Below are 15,562 nucleotides of genomic sequence, written 5' to 3' on the forward strand. Positions count from 1 at the left end.
TTTACTAAAGGGCCTTTAGTTTTTGCAAGTGGTACTTAAAAAAAATAAAAGCTTCTAGCCTTGTTTTTTTCTTTGATACTTACTCGCTACCAAAATGTTTGATGTTAATGAATTGCGTGCATTTGACAATAAATTAACACTAAAAAAGTTTTGTAAATACTTTTGCAGTTTTAACTTAAGAAAATATGAAATTTAAATTCAAAGTTAATAAATATGTTGCTATTTTATTTGATTCTATTAAAATTATCCCGTTGTAAAGCACTAAACAGTTTACACGTTATAGGAGGTAACAATGAAAAAATTGCTGAGCATAATAGGAATAACAAGCATTATAGCATCTCCTTTATCTCTTTTATCAAATAACCTTGTATTAAACGATAAAATCAAAAATAATATGACTTTAAATAATAGTATCAAACAGCAAGATAATATTAGTAAATATAATTATTTAGATAATTATTTCAAATCCTTAAATCACGAAGTAAGAGAAGCGGCGAAAGCAAACTTCTTAGCATCTATCTATGTGAAAAATAATTTGATATTAATCAATGTTGATAGCTTAAATAATAATATTTTCACAAAAGAAATAAAACAACTTTATAAAAGTTTTTATTTTAGCAATGAGTATATTTCTTTAATAAAGTTCAAAAATAACTTAAACTATTTAGACTCAAAGCCACAACCTAGAATAGATGGAATTACAATTGAATTTAAGTGGTACTGATTCGGGTGAGGAAAAATAATTTTTGATCATGAAAAAAGTCAAACAGCAGCTCATATATTAGATACGGCATCAAATGTAATAGATGTTGTAGATGCAATATCTGGGTGATTTCCTGGTACTGCTGTAGCCGTTTCTTTGCTAAGTTTATTTTTGGTAGTTAACTCCTTTATTTTTAGTTCATATGATAATGGTAGTGGTGTATGAATAGGTACTTATGGATGTGTAATATTTGATGTTGGTTGGGGGTCAAATTAATTATGTTATTCAATAAAACTGCTAAGAAGGTATCTTGTGCCTTGATCATTGTGTCAGCGATAGGTTTCATTTCTAATTTATTATGAATATTAATTTCTGTGATAGGAGAAGTAAATTATGGAAACTTTATATTAGCTTTTGTATTATTTTGAGTAGCAGGTTTTTTATTTCTAATAAGTTTAATAATTTCAATTTTGTTTCTTGTTAACAACGAGATCTGAAAATCTAAAAAAATATACCTTTCACTACTAATAATAGATGCCGTTTTCATTATTTCTGTTCTTGTATTCTTCTGAATATATTACTTGATCAATTATATTAAAAATAAAGATATTGTTAGCAAATTTGGTGACACAATAAATAAAAAAAGCGTGTAAATAAAAGCAACACATAAAAACTATCTACTGACAAACAGAATTTATAAAAAAGGAAAAACGAGTTGTTTTTTTAGGCAACTTGTTTTTTATATAAAGTATTCTTACACTATCACTTTATCAATTTTGTAGAGAAAAACATAAAAGAACATCTCCACCCTCTAAATTTAACGAAAGAGACTCTAGCTTTTAACATTTTGAAACTTTCTTTCCCTTGCTAAGTACAATTTTATCACGCAACCCACTGTTCGATTTGTAGTCATATTATTTCTCTATACTTTTGTAATTCATTTCTCTTTAACTAACTTTCGCTAACATAAGCAGACTTCTTAAAACTTTTTATCTTGCCTTTTTATTTAGTAGGCAGACCTTTTAATGTGCTATAGTTTGCGTTTTAGTACCGCACCATTCTATATTTAATAAATTATTTAAATTTTAGTTTCCAGTTTTATTATTATTTAAGATTTAATTTAGCTTTTCTCTCTGAAAATTCGATAGTTGTATACTTTCTAAAACCTTTTTAATATATATTAATTATTTTTTTTGTTGCACTTAAAACTTTTTTTAATTCTATTTCTTGTCTCTCGAGTTATATAATTTGTAATTTCAAAATTCAATTTTTTCACTAACTTTGAAAACTTTCTAACTTTTTTTAAGCATTATAATTAATTTTTAAAATTAGTGTGTTATTGGAATAACAAAACACTTCAAGTTTCCAATATTTTTTTAGTTAGTAATTGTATTTTAAAAGAGCAGTAACTTTTTCTATTTTCCTATGCAAAAAAAGATTTTTTGTACCATACATCAAATAAATTTAGCAGACTCATAAACTCTACATTCTTTCGCTTTTTTTGCAGAGTTTAAAAAAAGAACTTTTCATTCTTTTTTTTTTTTTTTTTATATTCAAAACAACTTCTAACTCAAGAAAACTTCTTACACTTTTATTTATTAAATAATACATTCACATTTTTTATAAATTTAGTATTCTAATTATTACGGATAAAGAATGTATTATCCGATTAAATTTAGTTTTTAGATTTTATCAATATCTGTTAAGCTCATGCCATGAGCATCAGCTACACCTTTGAACACTAACTTACCTTCTATAGTTTGTATTCCTTTTTTAATTTGCTCATTTGATTTTATAAGTTTTTTAATGTCATTGTTTGCAATTTCAATAACATATTGTATTGTAGCATTAGTTAATGCTATGGTGCTTGTTTTAGGAACAGCCCCAGGCATATTGGCTACTGAATAATGAATTACATCATGAACTCTAAAGGTAGGATTTTCATGAGTTGTTGCATGGTCTATTGTTTCTACACTACCACCTTGGTCAATAGCTACATCGACAATTATGCTATCTTTTTGCATTTTTTTAACCATGTCCTCTGTCACTAGTTTTGGAGCCGATGCACCAGGGACTAAAACTGTTGAAATTACCAAATCACTAACAACTACTGATTTTTCAATGTTGTAATGATTTGATTTTAGTATTTGAACTTTATTACCAAATAAATCATGAAGCTCTCTTATTTTTCTTTCACAATTTTCAATTACTGTTACATCACAATCAATGGCTGCTACCATTCTAGCTGCTGCCTTACCAGCAACACCACCACCAATAACTGTTACTTTTGCTCGATCTGTTCCAGGTGTACCGTTAATTAAAAGTCCATTTCCTCCGTTAGTTTTGAACATGAAGTACATACCGTTGATTACAGCAAGTCTACCAGCAACTTCACTCATAGGTCTTAATAGTGGGATTGCACCATCGGGTGTTTGTATGGTTTCATAAGCTATTGAAGTAACTTTTGCTTTTAAAAGTTCTTCTGTTAAAACTTTGTCTGATGCTAAGTGTAAGTATGTAAAAACAATTTGTCCTTCATATAAATATTTATATTCTGACTTTAGAGGTTCTTTAACTTTTATGATCATATCATTTTTTCAAACTTCAGCTGCGTCATCGATAATTTTGGCGCCTGCCAATTTATAGTCTTCATCACAAAAGCCACTTCCTATACCTGCACTTTTTTCTACAAATACTTGGTGATTATTTTTGATTAATTCTTTTACACCAGCAGGTGTGATTGCTACCCTGTTTTCTTGGGGTTTAATTTCTTTAGGTATTCCAATTTTCATACATTATCATCCTTCCACAAGTCTTAAGATTTTTCATAAGCTTGTTTGTTCTCATTAAAGTTTTTTAATAAGATTGATAAATGATGATTAATATCTACATCTCACGTAGAGCGATTATTAATTGCATAAATTATTTGATGCTCTGTTATTTTTGTTGAATTGGCGGATTTTTTTCGTGCCTTAACATATGACATGATTAATACAAATGCCACATAGTATACAACTAGTATAGCTAATCATTTTAAATAATTAGTGAACACTGCAGTTTTCACTTCTGCACCTACTTCAATACCCACAAAAACTACTAAGAACGCTAGAGCTACACCCAAGGTTCCTCCTACCATTAATCCAAAACTAGTTTTTGGCAAGTAGTTGTTATTTTTGTAATATGAGTAAGCAGCAAGTGGAAACGCAGAACCTGATGCAAGTGTCATTATTGGAAATGCAACTTTTATATCCATACCCAATAAAGTAATAGTTGCTAATGCAGGAGCATAAAGACCAATACCAAATGCTTGTAACCCACCATAAACAAAGAATAACCCTATACCTAAACCAAGTTTTCAACCTTCCAAACGAGTTGCGTTACCACTAGGTAAAATATCTAGTTGTATCAAAAACATTAATATACCAACTATAGCTAACAATGTTCCCATAGTTACGCTAATATATTTCGCACTTATTCTCTTGGTAAGTTCAGCTCCTAAAAAACTTCCTATAATTGCCGCTAAAACTAGCGAAACCAATGTGATTGTACCAACATCAATTGCTGCCACAAATACAGTACCTGCAATTAAGTTAGGTATACCTAACCCTACATTCAAAGTACCTGGTAATAATGCATCGTTTTTCATGGTTTTTGTTGCTTTTAAACCGGCGGTTGCAACAGCAAATGAACCAACTCCAATAGTATCAAGGAATGAACCACAAACACCGATAGATGTAAGTTTGAATATATTATTCTCTCTATCAATATAGGATTTTTTTAAAACCTTGAATACTAAGAAATAAAAATATATACCAGTTATTACTAGGGTTAAAATAACAATAATAAATGCTATTAAGTATTCTGATTTAGATAAGTCAAGCTCTCCATTTCTTGTATTAGGAAAGTAAACAAAGTAATTAACCAAAAGTGTGCATACCAATATTAAAGGGACTGCAATAATACTAAATACTTTTAAAAAGTTTGTACTTATTGGCTTAACTAAACTTTTTTTCTTTTCTTTCAAAGTAGATATACTTGAATTTTTCTTATCGACTTTTTTTAATTCATCTATTTCATCACTAAGACTTTTTAAGATATTTTTTATTTCCTGTTTATGTTCTTTTTTGAACTTTATATTTTTTTCGTACTTGTCGAAAGCATATTTTTGAGTAGCTCCAACAGATTGTTTAATATCACTTATATGAATTTTATAAACGGATTGAAGTTTTTTTAATTCCTGGACATATTCTTCGTGTGTAACTTGTTTTTCTTTGAACAAACTTGCCAAATCATTTTTTTGTGTGGCAAAATCACTCTTTAGTATTTGAATCAAGTCACTAAAACTTAAAATGTCGTTGACTATTTTGGTGAGCTCTTCTTCGCTCTTTAAAACTTCTTTTTGAATTCCAGCAAATGAATTATTCATGTTTATTTATTCACAACCTATCTTTCAACGAGTTATCGTGTTTCATATTTATCTTTCTATAATAAATTCTTCACCTCACCACATCCTTTCGCCTCAATCATACACAAAAGAAACAAAAATTGTAGTTTATAAATCAACTTACATTAAAAAAACTCCGCAAGGAGTTACATTATATTTTTTTTAAATACTCTTTAGTGTCAATTAACCTTTGATTACTACTTCCTCTATACAAAACGTTTGGCTCTAGTAATTCTTTCACAAACCTACCATCAACTAATGTATCAATATATTTTAATATTTCAAATCTTGCTCGCGTATCTTCATTTATATTTTTTTGTTCAGTTAGTTCTTCGATAGTGAATCCAGTATAAAGTCAAATATTTAAATTAGTTTCTTTTTTTATAAGTTTTATAAATGGTAAAAGTTCGATCGCACTAAACATAGGATCACCACCACTAAAGGTAACACCATTTAGTAATGGGTTACTTTTCAAATCCTCAATTATAGATTTTTCATATTCTTTGTCAAAAACTTTACCTACTTTGAAACTTCAACTTCTTATATTATGACATCCTTTGCAAGCATGCAAACAACCCGATAAGTAGATTGAGTATCTAAGACCAGGACCATCACTAATAGTTTCTTTGTAAATTTTCAAAATTTTCATAAACTATAATTTATGTTTAACCCTTTCTGCTTCTTCTGCTTGTTTACCTTGATTTCAACCATCAAGATCTCCAACTAGATATCCAGTTATTCTTCTAGTTCTTGAAATATCATCGTTAGAGCAGACCGGACAACACGAAGCTATCAAAGAAGTATAATGACAATTTTTACATCTGTCAACAGGATGATTTAAACTTCCATAATTGATTCCACTAACTCTCATTGCATTGATGATAGAAAGAACAGCGTGTAAGTTTTTTTTAGCCTCTCCGTCTAATTCAATATAACTGATACTTCCACCCAAAGTTAATTCATGATAAGCGGCTTCTTTTTTTATCTTATTAATCGCTGTTGTATTGTAATATACAGGAACATGATTTGAGTTTGTGAAATAGTCTCTACTTGTTACTCCACTAATCTCACCAAACTCTTTTCTTGTGATTTTTAGCATTCTTCCAGCCACAGATTCTGCAGGTGTTGCAATTACTCCAAAGTTTAATTTATATTTTTGTTTTCATAAATTTGTAACATTTTTGATAGTTTTTATTACTTCCAATCCAAATACTTGAGCAGTTTCAGATTCACCATGATGTTCATTCAATAAAGCTTTCAACGCTTCTGCTAAACCAATAAATCCAACTGTTAAAGTTCCTTGTTTAAATACCTCTTCAACTTTATCATTTGGCTTCAATTTTGAGCCTCCACTTAAAATATTATTATTCATTATAAATGGAAATTCCTTGGCTAATGCTGAGCATTGGTACTGATATCTTGAGTACATTTGTTCACACACTTCGTTTGCGTAATATTCGACCCTATCAATAAATTCTTTTTTAATATTGTCGAAGTCAATCATATTATAGTTTATTTCATTGTTTTGTATTAGATTTTCAGCTCTAAGTAGGTCCAGCGCAATATATGGTAAATTTATAGAAGTAAAACTTAAGTTTCCCCTACCTATTGAAGTCTTTTCTCCATTTACATTTTCGAAAACTCTTGTACGACAACCCATTGTTGCTGGCTCATAATATCAAGAATTTTTATCCTTTTGATTCCAAAGCGGGTGCTTGTTATAAGGTTGATCTAAAAACATAAAGTTTGGAAATAGTCTTAAACTGGTTGTTCTGATTGCGTCTAAAAATAAGTCAAAGTTTGGAGTTTTTCATTCATTGGCTTCATCAAATCAAACATCTTGCGATAGGTTCATAGCTTTTTTGTAGCTTTCTTCATCAATGTTGACTCCAGTTTTAACTTTAAAAATAACTATTGGAAAAATTGAAGTTTCTCCATTTCCTAAACCATTTCTTAATGCCTTTAACAATGATTTTGTTACCTGTCTACCTTCTTTTGAGGTATCGGTTCCAAGATTAATTGAAGAGAAAACCACCTGGTTACCTCCTCTTGAATGTTGGGTATTCAAATTATATATAAAACCTTCCATAGCTTGATCTGTTTCTGCAGTTACTTCTTTTGTAGAAATTTTTATTATTTTATTTAGAACTTTTTCATTAAGTTTTTGACCATCTAAATAGTTGCTTAATTTTTGACTATTAATATTTTCAAAAGTTATTTCATCATCTTTTAATAAAAGATTTATATTCATTACATTGTATTCGATATCATTAAATTCCAAATACTTTTTAATATTTCTCAATAATGCTTTTCTGAAACTTTTATTAACACCTGGTGCCATAAAATAATCAAAAGCAGGAATAGCTTGACCACCATGCATTTCATTTTGAGTAGTTTGGAATATTATTGCTGCTAGTTCTGAATAAACACCAATTGATTGTGGTTCCCTAATTAATCCATTTCTAGTTCTAAAACCATTTTTGAATATTTCCTCAATATTGTATTGAACACAAGTAGTTGATTTTGTAGGATAATAATCTAAATCGTGTATATGTATTATAGACTTTTCATGCAAGTTTGCATGAAACTTATCAACTAAGTTTTTTAGAGCGAACTGTTTAGCACTGACAGACGCAAATTTCATCATCTTACCGCTTGCTGTACTACTATTCATATTAGCATTTTCATTTTTAATATCATTACTCTTAATAGATATTACTTGTGTAAATTCTTTGATTAAATCTTTATATTCTTTTTTTTCTAGACTCATTTTCATTTCTCCCTTTTAATTATTGTTCACTTATATATTCATATCTGTTTTTGTATTTATAATTAACATTATAATTGTAAAATAAGAATTAGCAAATTAATTTTTCAATATTTTAAAAATGCATGAAAATGATTACTCTTGCCTTATTTTTTACAAACTTAAAGAATGCAAAATGTGAACCTGATTTCGGGTAAATTAGTTTGTGCTACCAAGATTGCGCTTGAATAATTTGTGGGCATGAATAATTATTTCAGCGGTATATAAACTATAGTTAGTTCTAAAAATACTACATATAGATGAAGTTAACAAAAAAGCCTCACTAACGCGAAATTTGTATGCTTTATATTTATTTTAAGACTGTTATCAGGTCGGAAGAATTTAAGTAAAAACGGGAGCGAAACTTTTTTATATTTGTTTTGATTAATAATCATTAAATATACTTCCTTATTTTGAGTTAATATAAAATAAAGTTTGGCAGTTTAGAAAAACTAATATTTTATAACAAAATGAGTTGTCACATATAAACAAAATATGAGTAAAAGGGTTATAAATGAAAGAACTAAATCATTTTATGATTGAATAAACTCTAAAAGCTGGTATATTATCTAATTCATCAGATTCAAACTAGTGACGAACTTTTTTAAAAGTGTTTTGTAATAAATTGACAAATGGTTGACCTAATATCAATTTGAAAAAAATAAAAAACTTTTTTAAAGGATAAAAAATATTTTTACAAAATAAAGAATAATATATGTTTAAGGGTTATTCTTGAAAGAAGGATGAAAATGAAAAATAATTACTATGCTCAACTGGGGTGTTTAGTGTTGCGGCAACACAACAATTTAGTTTCCTCAATAATTCATCAAAATAAAGGTTTATAGTAAATCGGCTCTCAATAATGATTAACAAATTAATCAATTAAATTCAGAAAGGAGTTGACCTAATATGAAAGAAAAAAACTATCAATTACTTATGTCATCAGTTTGGTTGCTTTATATAGGATCTGCAATTGGTACTATAATTTATAACTTAATAAATGACTATGAACCTACTATTACTCAAAATTTTACAGGAGTCGTTATTTTATATTCATTCTCAATTGGTTATGCATTAATTAATACGCTTGCTTTGATAATAATAACTTTAAAAAAAGTTAAGGTTTATCCAGAAATCATAGGATTGATTTCAACTGTGGGTTTCATATTACTTGGATTATCAATTTTAACAACCAGAAATGGGGTTACTATAATTTTTATACCCTTCTTTGTTCTATTGGCAATTTTATTTCTTGGCAAAGAATTAATAATTAAAAAATCCAATATACTTAAAATGGAAATAAATGAAAATACGCGTGAAGAAAGTGTATTCGATAAAAACCAAAAGTCAAATATTGAGATTAAAAACTTTCGTGTACTTTTCTACTTCAGTTATTTATGTTCTTTACTTTTGGAGCTAGGGTTTATTTATTCTATAAGCATAAATCAAAATGTGTTTAGCTTAGGAAACAACTCATTTATAGTTTATGTGCTAGTTTTAGTACTATTTGAGTTTTGTTCTATTTATGTTAAGATTAAAATAATTTATTTCTTTAAAGTAGATTTGAAAACTAATTTTGATATCAAATTACACAAGTTGTGTAAAGCAACGATTTATATTCCATTTATTCATTATTTTTTCTGAATACCTTGTTTTATAATTAAAAGTGTTCGTCTGAAAAAAAGAGGAGTTTTTATAGGAAAAAACCTTTACTTTAATGAAACACAAACTTTTTTAAATGAGTAATAATAATTAATAAAAAAATTAGTTCTCTAAGTATACTTTATGTTTTCAAACATAAGGATATATAAGGAGAACTTTTTTATATCAAGTTTTTATATTATGTGAGTCTAATAAATCAAGTTTGAATTCTTTAAAGTTGCGTTATACAAAAAGTTATAAATAATCAAGTTTATGAAACATCTCAAAAAATTTAACCTTTAACATAAAGGAAGTCTATAAGTTAACCGTACTAGTAAAATTGATATATATAAAATATATTTAATAACAACGATACTAAAAAAATTAGTTTTAATTTAGACAAAAAAGTAATTTTTTTTAGAGTTTTAGAATTTGTCACTAATAATCATTTTAAACTCTAAAAAATTTTTAATTTCACAAAAGTAACTTATGCTCAAATATAAGAAAGAAGGTGCTGAACTCATTAATATCATCAATGATGACTGGATTAATGTTTAAAAATATCTAAGAAAGCTATTGATATTAAGGAAAACCTTACTTTTGTTTTCTCAAAAAAAAAAAAAAAAATGCTTCCAACTTAATAAAAGCACTCTTATAAGAATATTTCTACACTCGCAAAATATATTTAATAATCGATTAATATATTTATTTTTTATGCTCGTTATACTTAAAAACTCTCTTAATTGAGGTTGGCTGGTTATTCTCGTTGAAATAGACTATAACCCCGTTTAACATTCCTTCGTTTGTGCTTGGTACAAACTTAGTAGGAATACCAAGTTTTTCTTTTTTTATCACTTCTTCTGGGTTAGCACCTATGATCGAGTCATAAGCTCCTGTCATACCCATATCAGTAATAAAGGCTGTACCTTTATTTAAAATTCTTTCATCAGCAGTCTGAACGTGGGTATGTGTTCCAACTAAAACATCTATTTTCCCATCATAATTTCATGCAAATGCGATTTTTTCAGCGCTCGCCTCACCGTGGAAGTCTACAATATGAATATCACTATTATCCTCTGAAAGTATTTTGTCCATTGACTCGTATGGATTATTTACATGTTCCATATAAGTTTTACCCATCAAATTTGTTACTCTAATTTTTTTTCCCTTTGCTTTATAAACATTTGAACCTTTACCCGGCAAATATGAATTCATATTTGCTGGTCTTAGTAGGTCATCAACATTATCAATAAAATCCACTGTATCTGAGCTTTTAAATATGTGATTACCACTAGTTATAACATCGACTCCCATTTTTTTTAAAAAAGTGTAATGATTTTTGTTAATTCCTTTACCGTGAGAAATATTTTCTCCATTAACAATAGTAAAATCTATTTTTTCTTTTATTATAATATCTTTAAGATACTTAGAAATGGCATCTCTACCACTTTTAGAGTATACATCACCAACCAATAGTATATTCATTAAACTACTCCTTCAATAAATGAAATAAAATCTTCTTTTGAAATTTTATTTTTCTGATATTCTTCAATTTTTTCCTTAATGATATTAGATTTTTTGTAAAGTTTTAAGTTTTTTTCTAAATCATTTAGTGTTGCTATTGTCTTTGATATGCTATCGTAAACTGCGTTTCTTGAAACACTCATGTCTAGGCTTATTTCATGTAGTGTTAAATCTTCAAAAAAATATAACTCAAAATACTTTTTCTGCTTATCTGTAAGAAGTTTTTTATAATAATCATAAAGACTTGTTAGCTCAATAGTTTTGTTGATATTATTCTCCTTCATTATCATCATCTTCCATAAAATCGCTAGTTAGCTCACTTATATATTCATCAACAACAAAAGGCTTAAGATCTTCTGGCTTTTCACCAAAACCAACTAATTTAACAGGGATATTTAGTATATCTTTGATTGCTAAAGCAATCCCACCTTTACTTGTACCATCCATCTTAGTTAATATTATACCTGTAACTTGAGTAACCTCTGAGAAAGCCTTCGCTTGGTTTATACCATTTTGTCCTGTCTGGGCATCTATCACTAATAACCTTTCATGAGGACCATCACTTACTGTTTTTTTTATGATTTTTGTTATTTTTTCAAGTTCTCTCATAAGATTATCTTTATTTTGCAATCTACCCGCTGTATCAACTAGTAATATATCATAGTTATCTTTAATACCTTTTTTAACACCGTCAAATACAACACTTGCTGGGTCAGAAGAGTTTGATTTGATTAAGTCAACACCTTTTAAACGTTTATGACATCATTCTTCTAACTGCTCCACGGCACCAGCCCTAAATGTATCACCCGCAGCGATCAGCACTTTTTTACCTTCATTGGAGTAAAAATTTGCAATTTTGGCTATACTTGTTGTTTTACCAACACCATTAACACCCACAATCAAATAAATATTAAGGCGACCATCTTTATAATTTAAACTATTATTAGTTTTACTTGACTCACTATATGAAGAATATAGTGCATCAACAAGATATTGCTTTATTTTTGAGAAACCGTCTTTAGCCTTTGCACGTTTTCTTACTTTATTTGATATTTCTAAAACCATTTTCATACCCATATCGGTTTTTATCAGAACATTTTCAAGCTCCTCAAAAAACTCATTATCTGCTTCCTTGTATTTTTTACTTAAATTTTTAATATCTTTCGAAAAGGTTAATGTATTTTTATGCTCTTTTTGATGTTGCTTTATTTGCTTTTTTAAGGCTTTTTTTTCTTTAATTTTCTTTCAAAAACCCATTTTTTTTCTCCTATTCTTGCAATATAATTGTATAATAATTTTAATATTTCTAGAACAATTAAAAAATATGGTGGTGTGGTAATGAAGAAATGATTAAAAATTATGTTTGCAATGAATTTTAGCGTAAGTTTATCAGGACTTATTAGCGCATCAACAAAAGTAGTTGACAACGAAGCTCAAGAGTTTTTGAAAAATGGAGACATTGATTTATATAGTCATTATGATTTTATAAAAAACAAAAACCCTAATGTCTACATTGAAGAAAATATTAAAGAGATCGTAGAAGATAATTTTCAAGATTATACAATAGGAAAGAAAATATTAAACTCTACAGAATTTATAGTAGAAAAATGTTCAGATTATAGTGTAACTTTAACATTCAGAGACAAAGATGGTTACTATTGCTTAGGACATCCTGTAACTTTTAAGTTTGATGTTTTTTTATATAATTATGATCGAATAAATAATTTTATAAAATTAATAGAAAAAACTAAAATGGAGTTAATTTTACCTGCTCTTAAAAAGAATGAACAAGATTTCATCAATTTAATAAGTAAAGATGTCAAAGAAAAATTTAATAAGTTAGCTAATAAACGAATTTTTCTAAATGATGAGAAAAACTTTTTTGACTATTTGGTTTTTGACCATAGTATCTATATAACAAACAATGGAAGTTTCTTGAAAGCGGATTTTTTAAACTCTTCAATAGTTAAATTCAATTACAAATTAAACACTGATTTTTTAAATGATAACACCTTCAAAAGTGAAAAAATATCTAAAGAGGAAGATCCTTCAAAAGCTTTTGGAAAAATTTTATCTAAGTATACAGGTTTAGATTTAAATGAAAAACATTATGAAAAATATTTTGAAATAATTGGAAATACAACTACACACATAGAAATAAAACTTAATGAAAACTTTTTTACAGGACAAATTTTAGTAATAAAATTACTAAAATGTTAAACTGTTTGTTACTTGCTAAAACATTAATTATATTCTTTGTTTAATAAATAAAAAAAACTATCTTAGATATATTCGTTTACAAAGTATCTCAGATAGTTTTTTCAATTTTATTAATCACTTTTTTTATCGGATGTTGGGTCTTCTTTTTTACTTTCAATTGGATCTTGCTCCATATTGGTAGGTTGTGGATTGTTTCATTGTGGATTGTTTCATTGTGGATTGTTTCATTGTGTCCCGTTACCGAATTGTTGATTTCTAGTTCATTCAGAGCTATTATCTTTTCCAGGGTCTGTATTGATTGGCATATCCTTAGCGGCTGGTTCCAAATTATCATTGTTTTTCAAAACATACTTTCCTACTAATATAAATATTCCGGCTATAAGCGAAGTAAGAACTAAACAATAAATACCTCCCGCAATATTTGATTTTGCTGTTCCGTTTTTTATAGATAAACACATAAATATGGTTCCAATTTGTAAACCAATAATTATTATCAGAAATATATAGATTGCAACCATAAAGGGTTTAATATTAAACTTAAAGTAAATATTACTATTGATTGATAAAAGCAACAATGATAAAATTGATGAACCGATTGCAATTCCTGCAAAAACAAGACCTAGTATTGCTCCAGCTTTGCATAGTCCATCTAAACTAGCAATTACTGGTTTCTTTTTATTTTTCATTTCACTCACTCCTTGTGGTTATTATACAATATAATTTCCACTTATTTTATATCAAGATTATTCTCGACACTTGTGGGAATTTCTTCAAATTTACCAGTTCTAATAAACTGAAGTGTTTCCTCTGTATTAATAAGATGTTCACCAGCACGTTCTAGATTTTTTAACTGTCTCACGATTGTTATAATTTTTCGTGCTTGACCTTTGTCTTTGGCATCTATTAATTTTTCTGCTAATATATTACTTAAATTTGAGAACTCGTTTGTTAAATCATGCTCTATCTTAATAACTTTTTGATGTTGGTCACTATCATAATTATCTATAAGTGTAGATATGATATTTAGCATCACATTTACTAAATCAAACATTTTAGAGATATAATTTATTTCAATTGGCTCAGGTTTATATTTAATAGTGAATTTACAAATGTGTTTAGCGACATCTGCAATTCTCTCTATTTCTCTACTAATTAAAACCCCACCCACAGCTAGTCTCAAGTCACCAGCTACCATTTGTTGTTTTGCTATTTTTCAAAGTGCCATTTTTGTGAAGTTATTTTGTAAATCATTTATTTTAAGATCTCTTACTATGACTTCTTCAGCAAACTCCATATTCTGATGTTTCAAGGCTTCAAATGTCTTTGCGTACTGAGACTTTGTTTCCTCAACGAGGTTGATTAAGTCTTTTTTAATTGTATTGATATCATTGTCTAATATTTTATTATAAGACATCCTTTCTTCCTCCTAACCAAATCTTCCAGAGATATAATCTTCTGTTTTTTTATTTTTGGGATTGGTAAATATTTTTTTAGTTCTATCGTGTTCCACTAACTGACCTTGCAAGAAGAAAGCAGTGAAATCACTTACTCTTGTTGCTTGCGCCATTGAGTGGGTTACTATTACTATTGTATACTCATTTTTTAATTTTAATATTAACTCTTCAACCTTTAAAGTAGCTATTGGATCAAGAGCACTTGTAGGTTCATCCATTAAGAGTATTTTTGGCCTCATTGCTATTGCTCTAGCAATGCATAACCTTTGTTGTTGTCCACCACTTAATCCAAGTGCTGAGTCCTTTAGATAATCTTTAACATCTTCTCACAGTGCAGCTTTTTTTAAAGAATCTTCAACTAATTGATTTAATGCCTTTTTATCATTAACACCTTGGTTTCTCGGACCAAAAGCAACATTATCATAAATAGACATTGGAAAAGGATTAGCTTTTTGAAAAACCATACCTACCTCGGTTCTTAATTTAACCACATCTGTTCCATATTTATAAATATTGTCACCATTAACAACAATTTCGCCCTTTATCGAAGTATTATCGACCAAGTCATTCATTCTATTTATTGATCTGAGTAAAGTTGATTTTCCACAACCAGAAGGACCAATAAGGGCTGTTACTGTATTTTCTTTAATACTCATATTAATATTATACAATGCTTGTTTGGTTCCTCCATTGTAAAAGAAATCCAAATTATTTATTTCTATAACATTTTCTCTATTTTTCATTGGCACTTTTTTAGGTTTACTTAGAGC

At 28.1% G+C, this 15,562-nt stretch carries 14 protein-coding genes; 4 read left to right on the forward strand and 10 right to left on the reverse strand.

Annotated elements, in window-relative coordinates:
• The first annotated feature begins 292 nt into the window (after positions 1–292).
• A complete protein-coding gene (locus ACI2WZ_RS04135) occupies positions 293–979 on the forward strand; it encodes a hypothetical protein (protein ID WP_500244736.1) in 687 nt (228 codons plus the stop codon).
• A 2-nt stretch (positions 980–981) separates the two neighbouring features.
• On the forward strand, positions 982–1,356 hold the full coding sequence (locus tag ACI2WZ_RS04140) for a hypothetical protein (protein ID WP_500244737.1): 375 nt from the start codon (positions 982–984) through the stop codon (positions 1,354–1,356).
• Between the two features lie 1,029 nt (positions 1,357–2,385).
• On the opposite strand, the gene ald is transcribed toward ACI2WZ_RS04140, so the two are convergent.
• The 4 genes from ald to ACI2WZ_RS04160 all read right to left on the reverse strand — a co-directional run bounded on the left by ald (position 2,386) and on the right by ACI2WZ_RS04160 (position 7,917).
• The gene (ald, locus tag ACI2WZ_RS04145; RefSeq protein ID WP_500244738.1) at positions 2,386–3,495 is read right to left on the reverse strand and encodes an alanine dehydrogenase; all 1,110 of its coding nucleotides are present in this window, start codon (positions 3,493–3,495) and stop codon (positions 2,386–2,388) included.
• Positions 3,496–3,518: 23 nt separating this feature from the next.
• Positions 3,519–5,129, reverse strand: a complete 1,611-nt coding sequence (locus ACI2WZ_RS04150) for a sulfite exporter TauE/SafE family protein (RefSeq protein WP_500244739.1) — start codon at positions 5,127–5,129, stop codon at positions 3,519–3,521.
• Positions 5,130–5,298: 169 nt separating this feature from the next.
• Positions 5,299–5,796 carry an anaerobic ribonucleoside-triphosphate reductase activating protein gene (gene nrdG / locus ACI2WZ_RS04155; RefSeq protein ID WP_500244740.1) on the reverse strand — a complete coding sequence of 166 codons (498 nt, stop codon included), beginning with the start codon at positions 5,794–5,796 and terminating at the stop codon, positions 5,299–5,301.
• Between the two features lie 3 nt (positions 5,797–5,799).
• Complete coding sequence (locus ACI2WZ_RS04160) at positions 5,800–7,917, reverse strand: anaerobic ribonucleoside triphosphate reductase (RefSeq protein WP_500244741.1); 2,118 nt, start codon at positions 7,915–7,917, stop codon at positions 5,800–5,802.
• A gap of 945 nt (positions 7,918–8,862) precedes the next feature.
• On the opposite strand from ACI2WZ_RS04160, the gene ACI2WZ_RS04165 reads away from it, so the two are divergent.
• Entirely contained in the window at positions 8,863–9,699 is an 837-nt protein-coding gene (locus tag ACI2WZ_RS04165) for a hypothetical protein (RefSeq protein WP_500244742.1), read from the forward strand.
• A 600-nt stretch (positions 9,700–10,299) separates the two neighbouring features.
• Here the strand turns inward: ACI2WZ_RS04165 and ACI2WZ_RS04170 are convergent.
• From ACI2WZ_RS04170 to ftsY, 3 genes are read right to left on the reverse strand one after another with little or no spacing between them, the layout of a single operon-like run.
• Positions 10,300–11,079 carry a TIGR00282 family metallophosphoesterase gene (locus tag ACI2WZ_RS04170; protein WP_023789959.1) on the reverse strand — a complete coding sequence of 260 codons (780 nt, stop codon included), beginning with the start codon at positions 11,077–11,079 and terminating at the stop codon, positions 10,300–10,302.
• On the reverse strand, positions 11,079–11,402 hold the full coding sequence (gene ylxM, locus ACI2WZ_RS04175) for a YlxM family DNA-binding protein (protein ID WP_041612620.1): 324 nt from the start codon (positions 11,400–11,402) through the stop codon (positions 11,079–11,081). Before ylxM ends, ACI2WZ_RS04170 begins: the two co-directional genes overlap by 1 nt.
• The gene (gene ftsY / locus ACI2WZ_RS04180) at positions 11,389–12,375 is read right to left on the reverse strand and encodes a signal recognition particle-docking protein FtsY (RefSeq protein ID WP_500244743.1); all 987 of its coding nucleotides are present in this window, start codon (positions 12,373–12,375) and stop codon (positions 11,389–11,391) included. The genes ylxM and ftsY overlap by 14 nt, the downstream gene beginning before the upstream one ends.
• Before the next feature lie 81 nt (positions 12,376–12,456).
• Here ftsY and ACI2WZ_RS04185 point away from each other — a divergent pair, with 81 nt between their 5' ends.
• Entirely contained in the window at positions 12,457–13,338 is an 882-nt protein-coding gene (locus tag ACI2WZ_RS04185; protein WP_500244744.1) for a hypothetical protein, read from the forward strand.
• A 110-nt stretch (positions 13,339–13,448) separates the two neighbouring features.
• Here the strand turns inward: ACI2WZ_RS04185 and ACI2WZ_RS04190 are convergent, their stop codons facing one another.
• The 3 genes from ACI2WZ_RS04190 to pstB are packed head-to-tail and all read right to left on the reverse strand — an operon-like array spanning position 13,449 to position 15,535.
• Positions 13,449–14,024 carry a hypothetical protein gene (locus ACI2WZ_RS04190; protein WP_500244745.1) on the reverse strand — a complete coding sequence of 192 codons (576 nt, stop codon included), beginning with the start codon at positions 14,022–14,024 and terminating at the stop codon, positions 13,449–13,451.
• A 41-nt stretch (positions 14,025–14,065) separates the two neighbouring features.
• The gene (gene phoU, locus ACI2WZ_RS04195; protein WP_500244746.1) at positions 14,066–14,752 is read right to left on the reverse strand and encodes a phosphate signaling complex protein PhoU; all 687 of its coding nucleotides are present in this window, start codon (positions 14,750–14,752) and stop codon (positions 14,066–14,068) included.
• A 12-nt stretch (positions 14,753–14,764) separates the two neighbouring features.
• The gene (pstB, locus tag ACI2WZ_RS04200) at positions 14,765–15,535 is read right to left on the reverse strand and encodes a phosphate ABC transporter ATP-binding protein PstB (protein ID WP_051372152.1); all 771 of its coding nucleotides are present in this window, start codon (positions 15,533–15,535) and stop codon (positions 14,765–14,767) included.
• Positions 15,536–15,562 lie beyond the last annotated feature (27 nt).

The sequence above is a fragment of the Spiroplasma endosymbiont of Megachile willughbiella genome (assembly GCF_964273395.1).
Classification (GTDB): domain Bacteria; phylum Bacillota_I; class Bacilli_A; order Mycoplasmatales; family Mycoplasmataceae; genus Spiroplasma_A; species Spiroplasma_A apis.